The following is a 21464-nucleotide window of genomic DNA, read 5'->3' as shown; positions in this document are numbered from 1 at the left end:
TTTTTAATTCCTTTTATCTTCTGGAAGCAATTTATACAGTTCACTAGGGTTACCCCCTTTAAAATCACCTTTTGTATTCAAGAATGGCTTACGCACAATAAATGTAAGATCCTCTTTATTTGCTGTGTAAAACTCACAAAGTGCGATGTAACTGCCTTCAATCCACATTTTTTCATGCAAATGATTGTTGTACCAAAGTAACTGCTCCAATAGTGATCCAGTATTATCACAAACATAATGTTCCCTTTTTTCTGCCAGTAATTCTTCAACGGTTAACTCTGACTCCACCAACTCTTTAAAAAAAACATTGAATTCATTTTTAGTCAACATAGGTGTACGAGAACGAATAATGTTTCTCCAATCATTAAACTGATAATTTTCGTAATAGTATGGAGATTTTTGCCTCCAGAATTGGCCATAATGCAAAAGTAAACTTTGCATAACAGAAAACTTACTTTTGTCTTTTGATTTTTTGGGGGGGAAACACATGTAGAATGTATCTTTGATTCTAAGAAGTTTATCTGCTGTTACTGTCTCTTTAAAGTCTATTAAATGACTGCTGTTGATTAAGCCAACATCAGAACCATCAAGATTGAATGGATGATCTTCAATTTGCCAAAGTAATGATTCTAATTCTGCCCAATTTTCTTGGGTGCTTATTTCTGCCAACCAACGTTCCTTTTGATATTCTTCATCTTCAGACTTCGTCGATATAAAACTTGTTTCAAGTAAATTACGTACTGATTGATTAACGCCGTTATCACCTGCTACAGAACGTGCATTATTTTTATAGCGAAGATAAAACTGACGAATTCCACGGAAAATTTGCTGATTACTAAATTTTCCTTCAGCGTTTAATGCTGAATCCACCCAATGAAATACCCCCCATAGAAATACCATTCGACGACGTTCAGTTGAAAGGCGATCATAACTATAATCGATTACCCAAGCGGTGCGACTTACGTTTAATATCGACCAAAATTCATGTAAGAATTGGTTAACCCAATCAAAGCTTGAATAAACCTCATTTAAACTTTTTTGGTGATTTTCAATAAATTTTAAAACGTTTATATATTTTGCAATGGTTTCAAGCGTTAGCACCTGAGCTAACATCGTTTGTGAGGGTATTAAGGATTGTTGTTTATCGACCCAATCAGTAGCTGTTTCATCAAGATAAATAGTTAGTCCAGCAATAGATCTCAAAAATTCATTGAAGCCTTTATCAGCATTAAGACCCTTAATTTTAGTGTTGGTTAATCCTTTGGTGCGCATTCGCCAAAATAGATCTTGCCAATTTTCCCATTCGACTCCCATATCATTTTTACTTTGCATGGAATCTAAGGTACTCAATAACTCAGCTTTAAGGTTTTCATTACCTTGCATCTGTTCACCGCGAGCATTGAGATAGATATATAAGTTCTCGCCTTGAGCACTTATATTGGTGTCGAAATACCAAAACTCAGTATAGTTATTCAGATAAAGATAAAAATCGGACTCGTCTAACTCTCTTGACTCTAGCCACCCAACAATAACCTCAATATTGCTGATTATGTTTCTAACAGTGATATCATTTTCATAACTATTCAAATACCAATATTGATCTTTTATCTCTGCATATGAATTTTTAAGAATGTATGGAATAAGTTGACGAATGAAGTTACATGCAGATTCTCTTACACGATAATCTAGCTTGGGCAACCCATTTGTGCAGTATTTTTTTTCAAAATCAGCAACGGTACCAGTTCGCACCGCTAGCAACAAAAGCACCAAATATAAAGTCGTAATTCTTTGCTGACCATCAATTAAAAAATACCTGCCGTCATACTGTTGGTCACTATATGCGTAAATAAAACCTATATTAGAAGAATGATTGCGCTGTCGATAAAAGTCAGCAAAATCATTATTTAGTTGCTTTAATTCAACACTGCCATCGGTAGAATCTATTTTAGGTATTTCAGCTTTTTGAAATCGCTCAAAGTCTGTAGCAATTGATGATAAAAGCCCTTCTACCTGTGGTTTTTGCCAAACATAATCACGCTGTATTTCGGGAATAACAAGTTGTTCCACATATCTATTAACAAATAGCGCCTGATAATTATATTTGCCCGTTTTCATTATGAATCGTCCTTAATATCTTCTAGTATTGTTTTGGCAATGTATTTTGCATGGGCATCAATATCAAGCAATGACCATTGTTTCAAATCAGAGTCCAAGCCATTAATCATCTTGGCAAACACATCAAAGGTATGCTTTGGAACAAAGCTACCTTCTTGAATTAGCTCTAATATTTTTTGCCTTTTCCCTTCAAAAAACATACAGCCCAATGCGCTATTGCACCCCCCAGTTAACAGACACATGTTCCCTATATTATCTAGTTTGCCTGTGGCTCGAATTGCAGAAACATACACTTTTTGTTCTTCTGTTGAGCGAGAATGTTGCATCAGTAACAATTCAACTTCTTCATTCTCTTGATTCAATATTTTTCGTATATTGTTTTTTTCATCATCACTTAAAAAATGCCCTTTTCCTTCAGGAGTTTGCGGGAAAATATGCTCCAAAGACCAGTCCTGTCTTTTAAATGAGTCAAAATCAAACCGTCTAGAAACGTTCTTAGGAAAGACACTGAGAGCTAACAATACAGCATGAATTTGCTTATCATCGCCACCGTATTTTAAGTTTGTAAGTAAAGCTTGTTTATCATCACCGTCTGCACTTCCACCGTACAACAGCTCTGACTTTTTCTTAGCCAAAAATGATTTCAACGCCGTCTTTGTAGAAATTTCCAAACAGTATTTTAAGAAGCTTGCCCGTTTGTATTCACTGTTCTTAGCAAAACGACAAAAGCCAATCAAATGATATGTTTCATCTGTATCAAACCAATCTTTTAGCTGTTTTTGAACCAAAATTAAACTAGCGAAACCATTTTGATGACTTTGTTGCTGGGAAAAAAAATTAAACAATGGATTGGCAGACGATACCTGAGAAATGCTCAGTTCTGCGGGTTTTGCCCCCATCGTCATGGCGGTTAAATTAAGTAACTCATGTAAAGCAGAATGTTTATTATCGAAATAAAAGCTAGCTACCTCGCTGCTTTGTGCCCATTGTTGAATATCCTCCCATGATCGACTTAAACCAAGTCGAACCTCCATTACTTCTCGAAAATGGCTATCCGAACTTTTTACGCTATCTCGCCCAACTCTTGTTATAAATAATGCTTTGATTAACTCTGTTTCAGATAACGGTACTTTATTACTATTCAGGTTTTTAAAGACCGTTTCACTTACAATATGCTGCTCTACTGAGTTAACAATTAACTTTACAAAACTAAGTAGATACGTTTGGAATTCCTTCAGATTTTTGGATTTCTCATTAAAAAACTTGGCGCATTCGCTAACAGCACCATGTAGATAAAATATGTCCTGCCTGTCTAGTCTCTCAATATCTTCAGCAATAAAAGCGTCCCAATCACTTTCACAAATTTGACGTAACTTACTTTTTGAATAAATAAATTCACCAAAGAAGTTTTTTCTAATAGCGTAATCGAGCTTGTTTAAAGCAATATTACTTTCATCTGTTGTTTCTGGCTGTAGTAAATTTAAAACTGATAACACAATAGAGAGTGTTGTTAACCTTTGTTGGCCATCAATCACTTCTAAATAGTTGGTATTTGCTGCCAACTGTAAAGGTTTTACTGTGATGTATTGTAGGTAATATTCATCTTCTTGTTTTTCAAATGCGTTCCATAAATCTTTAAGTAAAACGGTTACGGCACCATTTGGGCCTGTTGCCCATTTATAACCACGTTGATATGCAGGAATATGGAACGAAGTGGCTTCATATTGTGAAAGGCAACCACCCGTTGTTTTACTATTAAAAATGTCGGCAATATTGAAAACAAGCTCCTTCATTTTATATCACCTTTATTTTGCCAGTGACTGCACTGTTGATTAGTGTGGCTTTGTATTCTTTAAATTTATCTATTTGCGACTGCAAATGGGTAACGCCAGCATCGATTTTTTTTGATTCTGATTGGATATGTTGCACTATTTCATTTTGTTCTTGCAAAGGTGGAATCACCATAAAACGAGAAGCAAGATTGTTAAATCTAATACGTACAGCTCTTTGTCTAACTGCATTACAAATAACCTGAATGTATTTCGCTAGAGCCATCTCCCTTAGTAAATAAGCAAAATAATATTGGGAGACACCTTCTGTTTTAGGGTCGCAAATAACATATTCAGGTGTACATTTTCCATCCGAGTCCGACACACCAATTGCACCTTCGAAAGCATCCATTGAATTTAATACAAGCTGCCCTTTACGAATTCCTTGATAACCACCTTCAATTATCGCTTCTGTAAAACCTGTTAGCCTTCGATTAGAGCGAAGAGTCACTTGACCATCTCTGAAAGATGTAACTACGCCATCACCTTGTCTAACAGGAAGTCGACTTTGAAAGAATATGTTTTTGAATCTTGTAATTTCCCAATGTTCAGGAACTTCTCCAATCCAATCGACACCAGCATCTTTCATTAGAGGATCAGGGGTTAAACCTTGGGTGACGGCTTGTTGAATTATGATTTGCTTGCGTTCTTTTAACAGATCAATTTGCTTCTGTTTGATGACGATTGCTTCATCTAATTGTGCTGTTTTTTTATCTAAAAACTTGCATATATCAAGTTGAGACTCGATATCAGGAATTGCTACATATAGTTCATTCCAAGTAGACATATTGAAACTCTCAATTATGTCACCATACCCACCGAGATATTGAGCTGAATTAGATAAAGCGTACCAACAGAACTTTCTATCCAGTTCCTGTTTTATGCTAACTCGCTGAACTACATTGCTATAAATTGAACCTTCGCTCGGGTAATGAACATAAGGCGTTCCATTTCGAGTTAGCAATAAGTCATTATTTGTAGTTTTCCTTTTTAAAGAAAAACCTTTGTAGCTTGATTTAAATGGAGTCCTTTTACATGTATATAGAAGTTCATCACCGTGATCCCAATGTGACTTATCGATAACTTCTCCAGCATTTGATGACGTAAAACAAAACTTGAATTTACTAAGCTCCCAATTTACTGGAATATCACCTAGCCAATCAATTCCAGAGTCGTTATATGATTCGTATTTGGATATTTTTGCTAACTTAGCCATCTTACTCTCCTTGTACTTGGGTTAAGTCAACACCCAAGATATCAGCGATTAACCCTTCTGCTTTTTGCTCAAGACTAATAATATCATTTGCCACATCACCCATTGATCTTAGCGCTTGGTATTGATAGAAGTATTTATTGAAATTTATCTCATAACCAATTTTAGTGCTGTCGAGATTTATCCAAGCTTCGCTAACATGTGGTTGAACTTCATCAAGGAAATATTGATGTATTTCACAATTGGTAGAGTAGTTATTAAGGTTATAAGTTAGTGGTACAGACTCAGCGTCACGTAAGTCTGAGTTTGTCTCAAATACGGTAAACTCATTTTTACTACCAGTTGGGAAGTAACCAAAGTCGGCTAAATCATCTTGCTTGCAATCTAAGTGATGTAACAATTCATTGAGCTTTTCTTGTTTATACTTAACAACCTTTTTAATCACCTTTACTGCATGTTCATCGTACCAACTTACAACATCTAAAATGGTTTTCTTCTCGGCAGGTGTTATTTTAATGGCTTCTTGTTTTTGACGTTTTTTATCATCCAAGTATTTTTTGATTGTGAGGTCAACGTCAACTTTAAATTTATTGAAGTCTTCATATTCTTTGTTGCCAAACACTTCCAATAATACTTCAGCCATGTGGTAAACATTAAGCAGTTTTAACCACATTTTGGTATCAAGTAATTTAGTTTTTGTTTTGACATTTAGGTTAATGTCGTTATCTTCACACCAACTGTAAATGGCTGAGTCGTTAGCTTTCAAATATCCTGCATCATAGACCGAATCACCATGTACACTGTAGATGTGTTCCATTGACTCACGTAAGGCTTTATCAAAACGAAGTGGTGCAATTAACTCAGCTCTAAATTGTGCTTTGCGTCTGTCTGGTCGTTCAATGTTGACTTTGTAATAACCAAAATCATCGTTGTTAAATATTTGCGTGGCGATCCCTGTAGTGTCGCCAGTTTCTGTTATCTGGCGTTCAACATTTTTTGAATGTAAATAAGCTTGGGTGATGTCTGAAATATGTTCTGGGGTAAATTCACAGTTTTTATTACCTAAGTTTTTACGCAATTTTTTAAATAACAAACTGGCATCAATTAGCTGAACTTTGCCTTGGCGGAGTTCTGGTTTGTTATTATTCAATAACCAAATGTAAGTGGTAATGCCCGTGTTGTAGAACAGGTTATTGGGTAATTGAACAACAGCGTCAAGCATGTCATTTTCGATAATGTATCTACGAATGTTACTTTCACCTGAGCCAGCATCCCCCGCAAATAAGCTTGAACCATTATGAACTGAAGCAATGTGTGAGCCTAACGGACTAATGTCAGTTGGCTTCATTTTACTTACCATTTCCATTAAAAATAGTAATTGACCATCACTAGAGCGAGGGGTGGCATCAACATTCGATTTGTTACCCCAATAGTCAGCTAGTTCAACAATAAAACGTGAGTCGATAACGTCTGCGCCATCTTTAATATTCTTTTGTTCACTAGCCCAGCTTTTGCCATATGGTGGATTTTGAAATCCAAAATCAAACCGTTTACCAGCAAATTCATCTGTTGAAAGTGTGGAACCCATTTTGATGTTTTCAGGGTCATTTCCTTTGATCATCATGTCTGATTTACAGATGGCGTAAGTCTCGTCATTGATCTCTTTACCATATAGATAAATATCACGCTTACCGTTTTCTATAGGGAATTTTTCTTCAATGAAGTTTTGTGCTTCGGTTAACATGCCACCGCTACCGCATGCTGAATCGTAAATAGTCAACGGGTCGGGTAAGTTAGCTTTGATTGGGTCAAACACTAAGTGGATCATTAGTTCGATAACCTCACGTGGGGTAAAATGCTCACCCGCCTCTTCGTTGTTATCTTCGTTAAATTTACGGATCAATTCTTCAAACACATAACCCATACCTAAGTTAGTTAGGGCTGGTTGTTTGTTACCGTCTGGATCTTCTTTGTCGTGTGGGGTTAGATTGATATATGGTGAGACAAATTTTTCTACTACATCAAGTAATATGTCTTTACCTGCCATGTGGCGAACTTGGGCTTTAAGATTAAAGCACTCGATGATTTCTTTAACGTTCGCACTAAAGCCGTTTAGATAGTCTTCAACATTGGCTAATAGTATTTGTTGGTTGTTTGTGGCAGTAACAAATAAGCTTTTCAATGTCCATTTTGATGTGTTGTAAAACACGTAGCCTGATTCAGCAATAATTGGCGCATCGTCAAGTTCAGTAGATTCCATTTCTTCTTTTTGATAGCGAACTTCTTCTAATACTGCCTCTTTGGTTGGTTCAAGTAATGTGTCTAATCTGCGAAGTACTACCATGGGTAAGATAACGTCACGGTATTTACCTCGTACGTATACGTCACGCAGGCAGTCGTCGGCAATTGTCCAGATAAAAGAGATAAGTTTGTTATGTACGCTGTGATCCATTGAGGATATTCCTTAATTGCGGCAAGTCCATTCTGTGGCTTACTTTAACAATAATAATTTGCTTTGTTAATCCAATTTGATTGATCTAACTGGTTAATTTTTATATTTCAAACAGCTCGTTATTTAAGTTTTTAACGCTGTTTCTAATTTGTTGCGCTTTTTTTGCTTGTTCTTCACTAAACACAGGTATCTGTATAAACCTTAAATCCGTGTTTCCAATCATAATTACCGCGTCGCCTGTAGAAAGTGCTTTTAGTTGCGCCTGACCCAGTGGTGACAATAAATATTGAAACAACGAAACAGGGCTAATATTGATGACATGTTTATGAATATACACAATTGTAAATGCTTGGCTAGGCATCGCGTTTGTTGGTAATGGACTTTCAACGAGAGCAATTTTTCCAACTGAAACTTTATTTACGATTAAAATGTCATTAGTTTGGAGCAATTGTTTATTTGCACGACTTATCTGGGAGCTAGTTAATACTTTCTTACCTTCACCAATTAGTTCGCCAATATCATTTACATGACTCACCCCAAATTCATGAAATACAACTTCGCCAGCCACTTCATCTTTTATCGCCTGCGGTAAAATCAGCTCAGCAATAGCCTCTAACTTTTTGTTTGGTGCTCCGATAAAAGTCATTTAAATGCTTTTTCTCAGGCGACAGAACGTAACGAGATGGAAGGAGGTTAAAATCATTTTTTTCGATAACACTTGGCGAAACTTCTATAGATAACTCATTTTCAAATGCAGGATTATTATGAAGATTGAGGATTTTATTAGCATTATCTAAACTTATTTTTATACCTTTTCGTTTTATAAATTCTTCACCAGATGCATCAATAAATAATATTTTTCAGCTTTTTCTGCGGCATCGAATTCGTAGTTGTCAGGAGTCGGTTCACTCATATTTTGCTCATCCTTTTGCTAGTATGTTACAAAGCTTGTACTTTTCACCTCCAATTTAACTCTACTTTACGCTAAAGGGATAGGGTCGTTAAGCATCTTTGTTGACTTGCATTCAAATTTGACCCACTTTAAGAAACCGTTTGTAGGTTTTAATGAACTACATGAAAAGTCGAAAATGTTGATAGAACAGCAATTTGTGTACTATTTCTGTGGTTCAATATTCGATGCAATAGTGGGTCATTTTAAAGTACAAATTAACACAGAGGCTCTCATCCTAAAAAAGTGGTACAGTATTAGATGCAAAACAAAGTGCTAAGTGGATCACATAGGTGCGCAATTGAACAGTCAGTCCAACAATATGTGCTCGTTATGCCTTTGCGCTCAAAATGACTTCAGCAAGCTCACCGGCGATTTCTTCAATACTCTGTAATGATGTATTCAACGCGACCTTGTCCGCTAGTGCTGGACTGAAATTCATAACTTCGTCCTTTGTAATTTTATGCCAGATGGGCAATATCATTTTATGCCCATTCATTTCTCTAGCGACCATCGAATCAAGTTCATATTGTGTCCAGTTTTTGGAGCAAAATGTAGAAGACAAAATAACGGTGCCAAATCTAGATTTAACCAACCCCTGATCAATACTCTTTCTCAAGCTATCACCGACTTTCAGGGTGAATTCGTCGTACCAAACTTTTACACCAATATTTTCAAGTGTTTCAGCTAGGGGTCTAACGAACTCATCTTTATCCTCTGATGCATGCGAAATAAATAAGTCAAATTCAACATCGTTTGACACTAACGGTGACATGTTTACGGAATTTTCAACAGAAGCTACCATGTTGGCGGTTTTCTTAATCTCAGCTTGCAATTGACGTTGATATGTTAACTGAACTCTCTGTTGTTTTTTTTCTAATTCAGTTAGTTTTTTTTGCTCTCTATCATCTATGGTAGCTTGCTTCTTACGCTCTTTCTCTTCTTCTTTTAGCAAATCTTGCTTGAACTTCAGCAGCTTTCCTTCCCTGTCAGATAGCTTTTTATGGAGATCTGCTTTTTTAACCTGAATCTTAGCAATCTCTGCTCGTTTTCTTTGAATTTCTGCACTTTTACTTTTTAAAACATTAAGACTAGTGCTTTTTGTAATGCTTCTCTCGATTTGACCAATTTTACTGCCACAATCGGACTCTTTTTTGGCTTCCAGACTGATCTTGTGATAAAGATCAGCGACTTCCTTTTGTAATCTAGTTATTGAGCTTGAAATTGTTGAAATCAACACTCTTTCTCCATTGTCTATTAAAATATGGCATAACGCTTAAGCTCAGTTGACCAGTAATACAGAGCGAAGCGCCTTGTTAAACATTTTATTCATTAGGCACCGTACAAAATTTGATAAATTGCATACCTAGTACGGATACGCGACCACCTAGCAATACTAAGCCTTTATCTGAAGACATTGTAGTGAAGATAGATTTATCAGTATTTATAAAACCATACTGATGTAGGTCACCAAAAGCAGATTTCATAACTTCAATATTAACGCCATGGATAGCTATAGGAAAAAAATCTGAAAAGCCACCACGAATATTCTCTTGTGGAATTCCTTCATTCTCAAGATATTCTGTTGGCATTGCCATAAATTTTAATATTTTAATGTGTAGCGCGGAAAGCGTATTAACAAGATTTAAATAGTATTCTTTTTCTTCTTCTTTAACGTTGCTTCCAACGGCAGAATTAATAAGTATGCCTCTAAATGAATCAAATTTTTCTTTTTGATAATTTTCAGCGGCACCTCTAAAACACTTTTCAAATATGAATGCAAAATCATCTGTTTGAATCAGTTTTTCATCTACTTTTTTTTGTAGTTTTTCAAGGTCAGATGCTACTAGCTCGGTAAATGTTTCGATTCTTTTTTGCTTTGTTGATGGGATGTAGTCACTCAACAGTGAAGCTATACCACCACAGAAAGGTGTTGTTGATAATCCAGCTTTAAGAATATTTAGAATATGCTCCACTGGTGAGGAGATGTTCTTGCCTTCATTTTTTAAAGATAGTTCTTTATTTTCATCTGACATTTTTGATTATTCCTTTAATGTAAAACTGCCTATTATTACAGGAGCCTCAGTAATTCCTAGATCTCCCCCTATATTTAGAAACCTAATTTTACATAGAATCATAGATTTAGAAAGTTATTTGAGCACTAAACATTCCCGTCACTTGAATTGTTACCGTGACTTCTTAGTAATGACCCGTTTCAAATTGAGGGAGTATTTATACCAATTAAGCAGGGTTAGAAATAGTGATGTTTAAATCGATATAATTCAATATTTAATGACTGTTGATTCTGAAGCTAACGTCTGATTTGTGCCAAAGCCCGCGTTAAAAATTGAAGCCCCAGCGACACCTGCCGATAGTCCATGTGAGTAGAGCAGTCCGTTAAACAGTTTAGGCTGACTGTCTGAAACGGGTCACTGACCTGCCAATTAGCTGACTAACGGGATTGAGCAAATTTGTTTCGTTGGCTTGCCATAACTTAAAGTTTAAGGTAGTTTTAAATTTGAAATATCGACTTGGTAAATATTGAGGATAGTTTGTGAAATCAATAGTTCTCATGGCTATTATTCTTATTCTAAGCGCTTGCAGTAATACTGGTGTTATAAAAATGGAAAAGGATAAATATATGGTATCTGTTAAAAGTGCAAAAGTAGGTTTCGTTAATGCTGCTGAAGAAAAAGCTGAAGCTTACAAAGAGGCTAATACCTTTTGCCAAAAACAGAATAAGGAAGTTGAAACTATCAACTTAGAGTTGCGTGACGCTGGTTTAGCGCAATCTGCTAGCGCCACACTTGAATTTAAATGTGTTGAAGTAGATAAAACATAACAAACCGCTTTAGTTCATTCGCGACGTTCGTTGGGACAAATTCTCGCTGGCTGCAATACTTCAGCGCAACTAAAATAAACCAACCAACGCCAAGAAGCTCCGTGTTCTTTGCAAACAAAAGTCATTGATTGCAAAAGAGATGCACAGCAGACCACCGTATTTTGATTGTTGAGTCCGATGGCCATTGACAGAATTTTTGATTCCAAATATTTTGTAATCAAGTTCATTGTGGTCAAAGGTATTGCAAAGAGAATTAAACTATAGATAATTAGGGAACGGTTGCTTAATTAGGAGCGGAGAAATGCCACAAGCAAACACCGACACTTCGAGAGTTGGACTGAACTTATTTTTTTATATCATGAACGCTTGGGCGCAACCACAAGTTGCTCAGATGAAGCTACTAGGGATAACAGACTTAGATACTTTTGAAAAACTTGCTAATAATGAATTAACAGATATTTCTGAAGAAAGTTTAGTTCGGATTTCTTATCTGATGAAGATACACAAATATCTGCGCACAATTTTCAGTCAAGAAGAGCAAGCCGACGGATGGGTAAATAGAGCAAACACCGAGTTTAATGATTTAACTGCCTCAGAATACATCCAATTAAATGGCACTGAGGGATTAGAGAAAGTTTGTAAGTATCTGCACTCATATTGTCATTAACAAAGGCTAATCGATTAAATCTATACTCAAGTACAGTTATAACTCTAGTGAAATCATATGATGATGCTTAGCCAATGTGAGGACATCAAAATGAAAATAGACTGCGTTAAATCCAAAAAAATTTACCAATTAACAAATGAACTGGAAGATACCGCAATACAATTGGGCAATAGACAAAAAAGGGAAGGCCATGAGGATTCGGACCTCCAGATAGCTAGTTTAATCAATCAATTAATTTACTTATCACAAGAGTTACAAGATTCGATATGGGAATCACAGGAAACACCGTAAAATATTCCACATCAATATGAAACAGTCTCATTAGCAAGCCGCCTCGCCTTGATGACAAAAGCAGCTTGGTCATATTTGAACAAACCAAAAGCGCAGAAAGGGTTTTAGGGCAGACAAAAGCTTAAAAAATATGACTGCCAGAGTTGAGGTGCAACCTGAAATAAGATGTCACTATGACGTAAGATAATTTTTGCCCTCGAGTTTTTATTCTATTTTACATTCTGATTGACAATACCGAGTAAATTTTTGTCACCAGCAACAGCAGTGTTGATTTGCAAAATGTATTGACCCACGCTTGCATTGAACACTTAAGCCACAAAACCCTTCTATAACGCTCATATCCAGAAGCTATTACCACTAAATTAGTGGTCCAGTATTGGATGCAAAACAAAAGGGGAAGTGGATCATATTGGAGTACAATTCAACACTGAGGATATAACTTCCTAACGGCTTTATAGTAGTAAAAGATATTATTCAACTATCTTCCCCATGTTCAGTATGCGATAACGCCCAACCTGCTTTCAGCCGATATAAAACCCTAGCACCTTTTTCAGTACTCTCTTCAAATATATCAAATATCTCAGTTGCAAGAATAAGGCTCCTTAATGTTTTGTGCCCATACCTTTCTTTCAATTGCGCAATCTCCTCTGGTGCATGCTCTCTGAGTAGAAGACCAGCTTTGCCCATTAGAGTCCAGCCATCTTCTCTTGCCATTTGACTTGCAATGTCGCCCAACAAAATGACTAAGCGACTTTGCCTCAGAAAAGATATGGTAATTTGCTTTTTACCCTCCTCAGAAACTAGAAAATCAGAAAGCTCTTTTCTTCCTTCATTGAGGGCCATTGCTATCGCTCTTATTTCTTCAATTTCTTGGCGTATCCTTTTGCTTTGTTTTTCAAGCTTGTTTCCAAGTGCCTCGCAGCTTGCAACTGAATCGGTATTAAAGCTAGGGAGCAAATGATGAACCAGTTCATTTCTCTCAGACACCAAGTTAGCCAAGTCTGCTTTTTTAGTTTCATAATAAACTGCGTCAGATTCAAAGCTAAAACTAAAAGAAAAATATGTTTCGTCACCGTCTTGAAGCTCATCTTCGCGTGCTTCACTTATCGAGTGAGTAGTCTCAATATACTGTCCGACCAGCTGTCCCATCGTTTGTGAATTAATAGTAGCGGCTTGCTTAACTTTAATATCCTCTAACTCACTTTTGAAGCCTGAGAATTTCCCATTGGCAACAACATACTTTAATAAATGTTCGAGGTGCTGAAACAGCATCATATTTCTGCCAATCTTCCTCAATACTTCATTAACAGATTCTTCTAACGACATGGTTTCTCCAATATGTCTAGCGATTGTTAAGTGTTTTCCCATCGACGCTTGCATTGCGATGCAGTGGTATGAGGATACAAAGTTTTTGCCTGTCTTAATACACTCAAGACAAAAACCTAAGATGGCAAACAAAGCCTAACGGCATCGATGGTGATTATCAAAAGTTCACAATCTCGTTTTCACCTTACTTTTTAAACCTTGTAATAGTTTCTTGATAATGACGATAGCTAGCCCCAATATACCCATATTGAGATTCTGACTAATTAGGTTTCCAACAGTTTTCATAGCTTGAATAGCTCTGTTCTAATTTTGACCTTTTAGGGAATTTAAACTAGTATTTTCGTTAATATGTTGTTCTATTTATTAGTAAAGAAAAAATCACTTCGATTAGAGAACGGGAAATAATGGAACACTCAAAATCACAAATAGATACTGTCGGCCTTAAGGTTTTCAATAGTATTACGGATGCTTGGTCACAGCCGATTGATTCTCAGACGAAGCTATTGGCCTTACGCGACACTAGTGAATTTGAGAAGTTGATAGCGGAGGAGTCCCCTGAACTAACGAAAGATATGCTAGAGCGGATTTCTTTTTTAATGAAAATTCATAGGTCTTTGCATGCTATTTTTGCGAACAGCACCCAAGCAAATTCTTGGGTTGATCGGAAAAATAGCAGGCTTGGTGATTTAACTGCGGTTGAATATATGCATCAAAACGGCAAAAGAGGAATGGAAGAAGTTTGTGAATACCTTTTATCGCAATGCTAATGATTACCGAAAATTTATCGAAAGATAAAGACGAGAGGCTGCTAGCAAGTTTATCCTATCCAAGAGTTATATAGGAGATCAGCAACGATTTAATGAAATACATAAAATATGCTAATTCACCATGCCCCGAAATATAAGGTGCAAAGTATATTTATGGTTTGTTGAAAATTGGAGTGTTCAAGTAATCAAAGCGCTAGAGGCCTTAACATTTCGTCTTAGCCGCCTCTAAGCTCACCATAATGACATTGCTTGATATTCTAATTCCTCGAAGGTCACCCGGTGATTAGACCTTCTATTTCCGGTGCTGATAATACTAGCTCAAACCCACTACCACACTTCAAACGTCCGCATTACCGACATAATGCTCACATTATCAGGCGAACCTGCTCTAACCACGCTTAATAGTGTTTTAAAATAATCAGCCCAATATATCCTCGATGTAACCTTTCAATTCGCCCAAGGTCCTTCGCTTATCGACGCGTAATAAGCATCCGATGATATCGTAAAACTCAGGGTATAATTCACCTTCCTTGAGGCAGGGAGACAAGTTTTTGATGGTGTCTATTAGCTCAGGTTGTAACCCGCTTCCGTTTAGCATAGGAAACAAAGCTTCAAGTATCTTAGGATTATTTTGAAAAGTTTGCGACCAGCTCGCGGGGATCAACCCTCCCTGCACCAGCATTAGGTCAATATCGACACCCAGCTCATTGGCTATTTTGACCAAAATATCTTTGGTAGGCTCCTGTGAACCGCATTCAATACAAGCAAAATAGGTTCTTGAGCAACCGAGTTTCCTAGCCATAGTACTTTGCGTGAAACTTCCAAAACCCTTCTCTGCCTGTTTTCGCTTTCGCTGTTGCTGGATAAATTGTCCAATATTCATTATTTGTAATGTATTTGCTTTACAATTATAAGAGCATAATCTAATTTCATTCGTAAATCTAGATATTTCTTTGACTAGCCAAAAATAATTCAAATTAATTCAGCCTCAATAGTTACCATAATATGATCGAGTAATAACCGTATCAATAAAAGCATAACCAAATGTTATATATAGCTTTATTTTAAAATTTATATCTTATCATGTTAACTATTAAAGTTCTTTTATAACTAATTACACAAAAAAGATAGAAAAACCACCAAAATACTCTTGATAACTAGAAAAAATAAATGTCCGTTTTCTTGCCTAGGCTTTTTTAAGCTTTACGATTTGATCTCCATTTACAATTTTAGGAATCAAAATGACAAAGAGAATTAATCACACGAATATTAATAAAGTGCAAACGCAGTTTTATAGCGCCAAAAATCAAAACTTTTGGAGGTCATAAATGAACAATGTATACGTTAAAAACCATAATAGAAAGAAGCTTGCTAGATTCAGTGGTTTCACTGAGTCATCGGTTATGAAAGTGCTCGGTCAAGAAAAAGCAATTTGGACCGAATCTAACCTTGAAGCGAGTGCTTTCCTATATTTAAATTATAAGGAAAACATCCTTAAGATGGAAAGCCAACCTCTTTCAATAGTGAATTACCACCCAAATGATGGACGCGCCTACACGCCGGATGGCGCGATGCATCATATTGATAAAAATGGACAAAAGGTTGTCACGTATTTTGAAGTAAAACCATGGGGCAAATATCAGGAGCAGCAACTCAAGTACAAGTGCGTTGAACGGGCATTCAATCGTCACGGCTATGAATTTGAAGTGTTCACTGACAAGGACATCCCCTCAAAACAAGTAATATTTAATCTCGAACAGCTTAAGAGGTCTGCTATCCATGTTGACCCGATGTCTCACGAATTAAATGTTGCTATTAAGCTCCTACCGCAAACTATTAGCTACTCAGATGCTATTAGCGTGCTAGAGGCATTGTGTATACAAGCACACAGTCTGCATTACCTAATATATAGGCAATATTTGCTATGTGATCTAACCATGACAGTCAACCGCTCAACCGTTTTAACAAAAAATATCGTATAGGAGATATATAATGAATAGTGCATTTAAACAAGATACTGTGTTTGAGATTAACCAATCTGCATTTCTAATTGAGAGTATCAGACAAACACCTACTACCCATAAACTATATTGTGTTCCCTACGACACTGTCGCAAAAAAAGCGCTCGACGTAGACACCGTGAAGGTCTTCAAAGAAAGAAGACTGAAAGAGGAGTTTGTAAAGGGCAATGTTGTATTTTTGGATACGAACAACATGCAGGCCCACTTCGTAGAACTGAGTAAAGACCAAATCCGAAAGCGCGATATGTGGACCGAGTTTAATGAAATGCATAGCGAGCGGTGTGGTAAAACAAATTTATCAGTAGAAGATTATGTGCGCGAAAGCATCAATGAATTTAACTGGTCAAAATATGAATATGGTAAACCTGCGCTAAGCACAGCACAAGGTTACATTACAAAGTATCGTAAGAATAGTGACGCACGAGCGCTCACACCAAGCGGGGCAAGGAATGATATTGGTGAATCGCGATTAACCGAAGAAACGCAATTGTTGATATTATCGGCAATCACTGATTTTTATCTGGTAAGAAAAGACGAAAAGGCAAGGAGCATTAACGAAATTGCCGAATACTTGAGAAATAAAATAGCAATACTCAAAGTCAAAGACCCTGACAAATATCCTCAAGTGCCAAGCAAACAAACTATTTATAATATGTTTAACAATATCTGCCCGCTGCTTGAAATGGAAAAAACGTTAAGCAAATCTGAACAACGCAAAAGAAAATTTAAGCTAAAAGGCAGTATGATCAGCAATTATCTGATGGAACGTGTCGAAATAGACGCTGTATACATCAACATAGGCCTTCTTGACGACAACAACAAAGCGTTTTTAGGGACAGTGGTACTGATGTGTGCAATTGATGTCTATAGCCGCAGTGTTGTTGGGTGCAGTTATATGATCGGAAAGAGCCCACAAGAGAACACTGACTTAGCTTTAGAGTGCATAAAGCATATGGTATTACCAAAAGAGGAGCATCCCGGCGCACCATATGGAATTCCAACGGTACTAGCACATGACGCCACTACAGCAATGGTCGGAAATACATTTAAGCAAAGTGCCATCGACTTGGGAATGCGGCCGGTGTCAGTGCGAACTGGTCATGCATGGGCAAAGCCTTTTATAGAGCGTTTCTTTTTAACATTAAGACTCTCGTTTTTAAGCAAACTACCCGGCTACCTCGGTAGCAAAAGTTACAAAGGTGCATCACATCTTAACCCCGAAGATTCAACCGAAGCTCATGCTAAATTAACAGTGTCTGAGTTTGAAGATAAGCTCAATGATTACATTCATAATCACTACCATAAAAGTGCACACGCAGGTCTTAATAATCGTGCCCCCATAGACATTTGGAAAAACGAGTGTCAAAAAAACCCGCTGGCGATTACTGCCCCGATGCAGAGCAATCTTGCATTAAATTCCCTTGGGTTAGAATCCTTCAATCATACAGTCTATGAAAATGGGTCCGTCAAACTTAAAAACGAGCGGTATCGTGCTGATGAATTAAAAACGCTTGCGCATTGGAAGGTAAAAAAGGTAGACCTAATGTATAGCAATATCGACTCTGAAAAGGTTGTTGTTAAAATATCTAATAAGGCTACCGCGAAGAAGTTAGGTAAGACCGTATTTATAGCAGACCGCGTCATGACCAATTATGAGCCCAGTTCAGCGCAAAGAGCCTGTCTAGATGCTGCTCGGAATGGTCAACATTCAGAAGTGCCTGAAGCCAGCAAAGTACCTTATATGTTTGGTAAAGGCCTTAAAAACGTTGACGCTGAAAGCAATCCAAACTGCTCTTCTAAAATCGACAATGACAAATGCATTGATGTAAATACCGACGATGCGTCAACGCAGATACAAGCTTCGAATGACGAGTGGTTAGGCGATGAAAATGCGCTCGAAGGCAATACAACTGGTAACCAATCTCCTTCCGATGACGAATTAGCGTTGGGAGATGAACTATGAACAACAACGCAATTAATTTTAATAGGATCGCCCATTCATTAGGACGGAAGTTTCTAACTTATGATTCAATCAAAGCCGATTTCGATGCGCTTATGGATGATTCAGAAAACGTACTACTGACGGCTACAGGCAAATGCGCAATCATTGCGGGTGATACGGGTACAGGGAAAACAATGATGGCAACAAAGTTTGTTGATAGGTACAACGAGCTTTCAGTTGATAAACAAAGGGGATTCAAGAGTATTGAGGCCCACGGAAAAATGACCCCGTGTGCTCGTTTTGTTAACGCACCAAGCAATATGAATCGCTTAGATTTACTTAGAAATATTCTAGCGGCATTAGGAGAGCCCGGCATACCCTCAGGCTCTGAAAAAGAAATGAGACAACGCGTTGATACGCAAATACGCAATGAAAATGTGAAAGTTTTAGTATTTGATGAGTTCCAACAAGTGCTCGAGAAAGTGAGCAATAAGTCTGCAAGACATATTGCTGACTTTTTAAAGAATTTAATGGATGAACATGGGATTTTTATGATTTTCTGCGGTACTGAGCGTACAACTGAAATCTTGGAGCACAATGAACAATTTGCATCGCGATGCACTCGCGTCATTCTCAAACGTCACTTTTCTTTAGCAAATAAAACAAACTACGCAGTGTTCAGGGGCTTTTTATATACGATGCAAATGAGACATGAAATTTCAGGTATAAGGCTTGCTGATCCTGAAAACGCGCTCGCCATCTATGCGGCGACAAATGGAGATTTACGCAAAATATCATGGCTTTTGTTGAACGCCTGCAAACATGCATGCTCAACGAACAGTTCGTCTATACGTAAGATTGATTTTTCAGAGACATATGTTCCACCCACTAACCCTAAACTTAAGTCAACAAAGTATAAGAACGGAAATGTAACCGTCGTAAAAATCGATAAACATCTACAATTATCCAATCCCTTCAAAACCAACCTTAAATCGCTTAAAGAGGCACTAGGAGTCAAATATGAAGTCCAGCATTAAAACATACATTTCACCCTATGGAGCTTGCGTAAAGGTAGCTGCATTTTTCGGTTTCAGAAGTGTACAAGGGCTCTTCACCAACTTAGGCATCGCTCACGTAAGGGTATGGAACAGCATCACGGAAGCAGATGCTCAAGAAGTACTAAAAGATCCAGCAGTGGCAGCAAAAACTGCTGGATTTGAATGGATGACGACGTGCGTTGTTAGCGAGTTTGATAAGAAATATGCAAGTCAAACTATCAAAATATGCCCCGCCTGTATTATGGAGGGACAGCCACACAAAATAGTTTGGCAAGACGTCGAGCAAACCATTTGCGAAAAACATTTAGTACCCTTACAAAACATATGCAAACAGCGGCTTTTCGATTTGGAGAGCGGGATCCATAGTGATTGTAGCAACTGTAGTGAATGTACAGAATGCAATACTGCGGAATCACTACTACCGTTTGAAATCGCATTGTTAGATATAGCTGGGGGATCACAGCGCCGATATTTTCTAAATGTTCTATTTACAATTGCAGAGCGTCTAATACGTCCTCTCGATTTTATAACTTCACCATTAAACTGGGCAAAGGGAAGTGTCTTTATGGTTAGGCAATTAATTAACGATGCATATATTTTATCACTTGACGAGTGCGCAAGAGTCACTTGGTTGAAGATGATTGCTGAACATCGTCAACAATTTTCGATTCTAGGGGATAGTGTGCAAGAAATTAACTGCCACTCTCTGAATATCGTACTTTCGAAAATCTCATGGCAACCCAAAACTGAATTTGCAGGACAGACTGAGAATCTTATAAAAAAGTATCATGTAAAAGCTGAAAGTCATCCAATGGTAACCGCAAAAACAAGATACGATAACGCAACAAGTGGAGACGAACTAAGCTTGCAAATCACTGGAAACGATGTCGCGAATATCTTTGGTGTTTCGCCAGCTCACGTGACCAAGCTTCTGAACTTAGGAACGTTAATAGCAGTGCACTCTGGCCAACAGCCCGACAAACAAATTTTCGATATGATGACAATACTCGAAACCTTTCAAAATACTTATCCGACAGTATCAGCGCTAGAGCATGACTATATCAATATTACAGAGATCCCATCCGCTATATTTGATCTTTACTGTTTAGACATTGATGAGTTAATTAAGTCTGCTTTTGATAAGAAAATAGAATCTCAACTGAGGGTAAACTCAACGGTTAGATATACCAATCAACTTCAAATTGCGCCTGCTGGTTTAAAAAAATTACTTAAACAAAAATGGCAATCGCTTTGCGATCAACCAATTTTAAAAGTTATCGCGATGTTGCGTTGCAATGACAAGGTAATAGGAGATTTGATTGAACTGGGTTTTATCAAAACATCAGATACGAATAAGGCTCTAATAGATATAAATTCGTTAAAGACTTTTGTCGAAAATTATTTGATTATTAATAGGAAAGCAACTTTTAGTCATGCTCGTAGCTATGCAAACAATGTGAGAGAATGCTGCGGAAATGACCCCGTTTACTCAAGGTTCATGGATCCAAATCGAACTGACTTTGTAGTATTTGACAAAGGCTTGCTGAATAATTGTTGTGTTGAGCAATTACCAAAAAGGTTTCAACACTTTTTAAAAACTGGCGTTGAACTTTCAAAAACAGTTAGAGCTCATAGCTAAATACTTAAAAATCCGATCGAAGCATATTCCCTATCGGCGCAAAAACACCAACAACTAGCGCCATATCAAATCTAAAAATTTAGCCCTCCAAAAAATCACACAACTGCAAAATCTTGTGGTAACCTATTGTTTAATATATATAAAATCAAGAAGATATTTAAAAGTTTGTAATGATATTTTGTATGCGCAAAGCTGCGTTATGGAGTAATTCTAGAAACCGTTTTCCGTTCTATCTTAAATTTGGAAATTTTGGGCCTTGTGATTTAGAAACTAGCAGATAATTTTCAATGAATACCTACGTCTTCGATCCATCTTAATATTGGAAAGCACATTTCAACACAAAATACATCACG

Annotated in this window: 18 protein-coding genes; 8 read left to right on the top strand and 10 right to left on the bottom strand. The window is 37.1% G+C overall.

Translation table 11 applies throughout. The annotated features are described in order from the left end of the window. Nucleotides 1–3: 3 nt before the first annotated feature. The 8 genes from G399_RS0117140 to G399_RS0117105 all read right to left on the bottom strand — a co-directional run bounded on the left by G399_RS0117140 (nucleotide 4) and on the right by G399_RS0117105 (nucleotide 10594). A complete protein-coding gene (locus tag G399_RS0117140; RefSeq protein WP_006009676.1) occupies nucleotides 4–2115 on the bottom strand; it encodes a DUF262 domain-containing protein in 2112 nt (703 codons plus the stop codon). Continuing rightward, on the bottom strand, nucleotides 2115–3908 hold the full coding sequence (locus G399_RS0117135) for a GmrSD restriction endonuclease domain-containing protein (protein ID WP_006009675.1): 1794 nt from the start codon (nucleotides 3906–3908) through the stop codon (nucleotides 2115–2117). The genes G399_RS0117140 and G399_RS0117135 overlap by 1 nt, the downstream gene beginning before the upstream one ends. Nucleotide 3909: 1 nt before the next feature. After that, on the bottom strand, nucleotides 3910–5160 hold the full coding sequence (locus G399_RS0117130) for a restriction endonuclease subunit S (protein WP_006009674.1): 1251 nt from the start codon (nucleotides 5158–5160) through the stop codon (nucleotides 3910–3912). A 1-nt stretch (nucleotide 5161) separates the two neighbouring features. Continuing rightward, entirely contained in the window at nucleotides 5162–7609 is a 2448-nt protein-coding gene (locus tag G399_RS0117125) for a type I restriction-modification system subunit M (RefSeq protein WP_006009673.1), read from the bottom strand. Between the two features lie 100 nt (nucleotides 7610–7709). Further along, on the bottom strand, nucleotides 7710–8255 hold the full coding sequence (locus G399_RS0117120; RefSeq protein WP_006009672.1) for a restriction endonuclease subunit S domain-containing protein: 546 nt from the start codon (nucleotides 8253–8255) through the stop codon (nucleotides 7710–7712). Next, nucleotides 8209–8412, bottom strand: coding sequence for a hypothetical protein (locus G399_RS23025; protein ID WP_369403278.1), 204 nt, complete (start codon nucleotides 8410–8412; stop codon nucleotides 8209–8211). Before G399_RS23025 ends, G399_RS0117120 begins: the two co-directional genes overlap by 47 nt. A gap of 477 nt (nucleotides 8413–8889) precedes the next feature. Further along, complete coding sequence (locus tag G399_RS22640) at nucleotides 8890–9798, bottom strand: toll/interleukin-1 receptor domain-containing protein (RefSeq protein WP_026843839.1); 909 nt, start codon at nucleotides 9796–9798, stop codon at nucleotides 8890–8892. Nucleotides 9799–9883: 85 nt separating this feature from the next. Continuing rightward, nucleotides 9884–10594: a hypothetical protein gene (locus tag G399_RS0117105; protein WP_006009669.1), complete on the bottom strand. Its 711-nt coding sequence runs from the start codon at nucleotides 10592–10594 to the stop codon at nucleotides 9884–9886. 518 nt (nucleotides 10595–11112) lie between these two features. Here G399_RS0117105 and G399_RS0117095 point away from each other — a divergent pair. The 3 genes from G399_RS0117095 to G399_RS0117085 all read left to right on the top strand — a co-directional run bounded on the left by G399_RS0117095 (nucleotide 11113) and on the right by G399_RS0117085 (nucleotide 12358). Beyond that, nucleotides 11113–11400, top strand: a complete 288-nt coding sequence (locus G399_RS0117095) for a hypothetical protein (RefSeq protein WP_211229868.1) — start codon at nucleotides 11113–11115, stop codon at nucleotides 11398–11400. A 301-nt stretch (nucleotides 11401–11701) separates the two neighbouring features. Beyond that, on the top strand, nucleotides 11702–12067 hold the full coding sequence (locus tag G399_RS20985) for an antitoxin Xre/MbcA/ParS toxin-binding domain-containing protein (protein WP_006009665.1): 366 nt from the start codon (nucleotides 11702–11704) through the stop codon (nucleotides 12065–12067). A 90-nt stretch (nucleotides 12068–12157) separates the two neighbouring features. After that, complete coding sequence (locus G399_RS0117085; protein WP_006009664.1) at nucleotides 12158–12358, top strand: hypothetical protein; 201 nt, start codon at nucleotides 12158–12160, stop codon at nucleotides 12356–12358. A 474-nt stretch (nucleotides 12359–12832) separates the two neighbouring features. On the opposite strand, the gene G399_RS20980 is transcribed toward G399_RS0117085, so the two are convergent. Further along, a complete protein-coding gene (locus tag G399_RS20980) occupies nucleotides 12833–13684 on the bottom strand; it encodes an OST-HTH/LOTUS domain-containing protein (RefSeq protein WP_006009663.1) in 852 nt (283 codons plus the stop codon). 404 nt (nucleotides 13685–14088) lie between these two features. Here G399_RS20980 and G399_RS0117070 point away from each other — a divergent pair, with 404 nt between their 5' ends. Then, entirely contained in the window at nucleotides 14089–14451 is a 363-nt protein-coding gene (locus G399_RS0117070; protein ID WP_026843837.1) for an antitoxin Xre/MbcA/ParS toxin-binding domain-containing protein, read from the top strand. A gap of 418 nt (nucleotides 14452–14869) precedes the next feature. On the opposite strand, the gene G399_RS0117065 is transcribed toward G399_RS0117070, so the two are convergent. Continuing rightward, a complete protein-coding gene (locus G399_RS0117065) occupies nucleotides 14870–15334 on the bottom strand; it encodes a helix-turn-helix domain-containing protein (RefSeq protein WP_006009660.1) in 465 nt (154 codons plus the stop codon). Between the two features lie 445 nt (nucleotides 15335–15779). On the opposite strand from G399_RS0117065, the gene G399_RS0117060 reads away from it, so the two are divergent. From G399_RS0117060 to G399_RS0117045, 4 genes are read left to right on the top strand one after another with little or no spacing between them, the layout of a single operon-like run. Then, on the top strand, nucleotides 15780–16433 hold the full coding sequence (locus tag G399_RS0117060) for a TnsA endonuclease N-terminal domain-containing protein (protein ID WP_006009659.1): 654 nt from the start codon (nucleotides 15780–15782) through the stop codon (nucleotides 16431–16433). A 10-nt stretch (nucleotides 16434–16443) separates the two neighbouring features. Next, nucleotides 16444–18435, top strand: a complete 1992-nt coding sequence (locus tag G399_RS0117055) for a DDE-type integrase/transposase/recombinase (RefSeq protein WP_006009658.1) — start codon at nucleotides 16444–16446, stop codon at nucleotides 18433–18435. After that, nucleotides 18432–19451: a TniB family NTP-binding protein gene (locus G399_RS0117050; RefSeq protein ID WP_006009656.1), complete on the top strand. Its 1020-nt coding sequence runs from the start codon at nucleotides 18432–18434 to the stop codon at nucleotides 19449–19451. Before G399_RS0117055 ends, G399_RS0117050 begins: the two co-directional genes overlap by 4 nt. Continuing rightward, nucleotides 19435–21111, top strand: coding sequence for a hypothetical protein (locus G399_RS0117045; protein WP_006009654.1), 1677 nt, complete (start codon nucleotides 19435–19437; stop codon nucleotides 21109–21111). The genes G399_RS0117050 and G399_RS0117045 overlap by 17 nt, the downstream gene beginning before the upstream one ends. The last annotated feature ends 353 nt before the right edge of the window (nucleotides 21112–21464 follow it).

The sequence above is a fragment of the Brumicola pallidula DSM 14239 = ACAM 615 genome, assembly GCF_000428905.1.
Taxonomy (GTDB): Bacteria; Pseudomonadota; Gammaproteobacteria; order Enterobacterales; family Alteromonadaceae; genus Glaciecola; species Glaciecola pallidula.
This window is presented reverse-complemented; position numbering and strand designations above follow the sequence as displayed.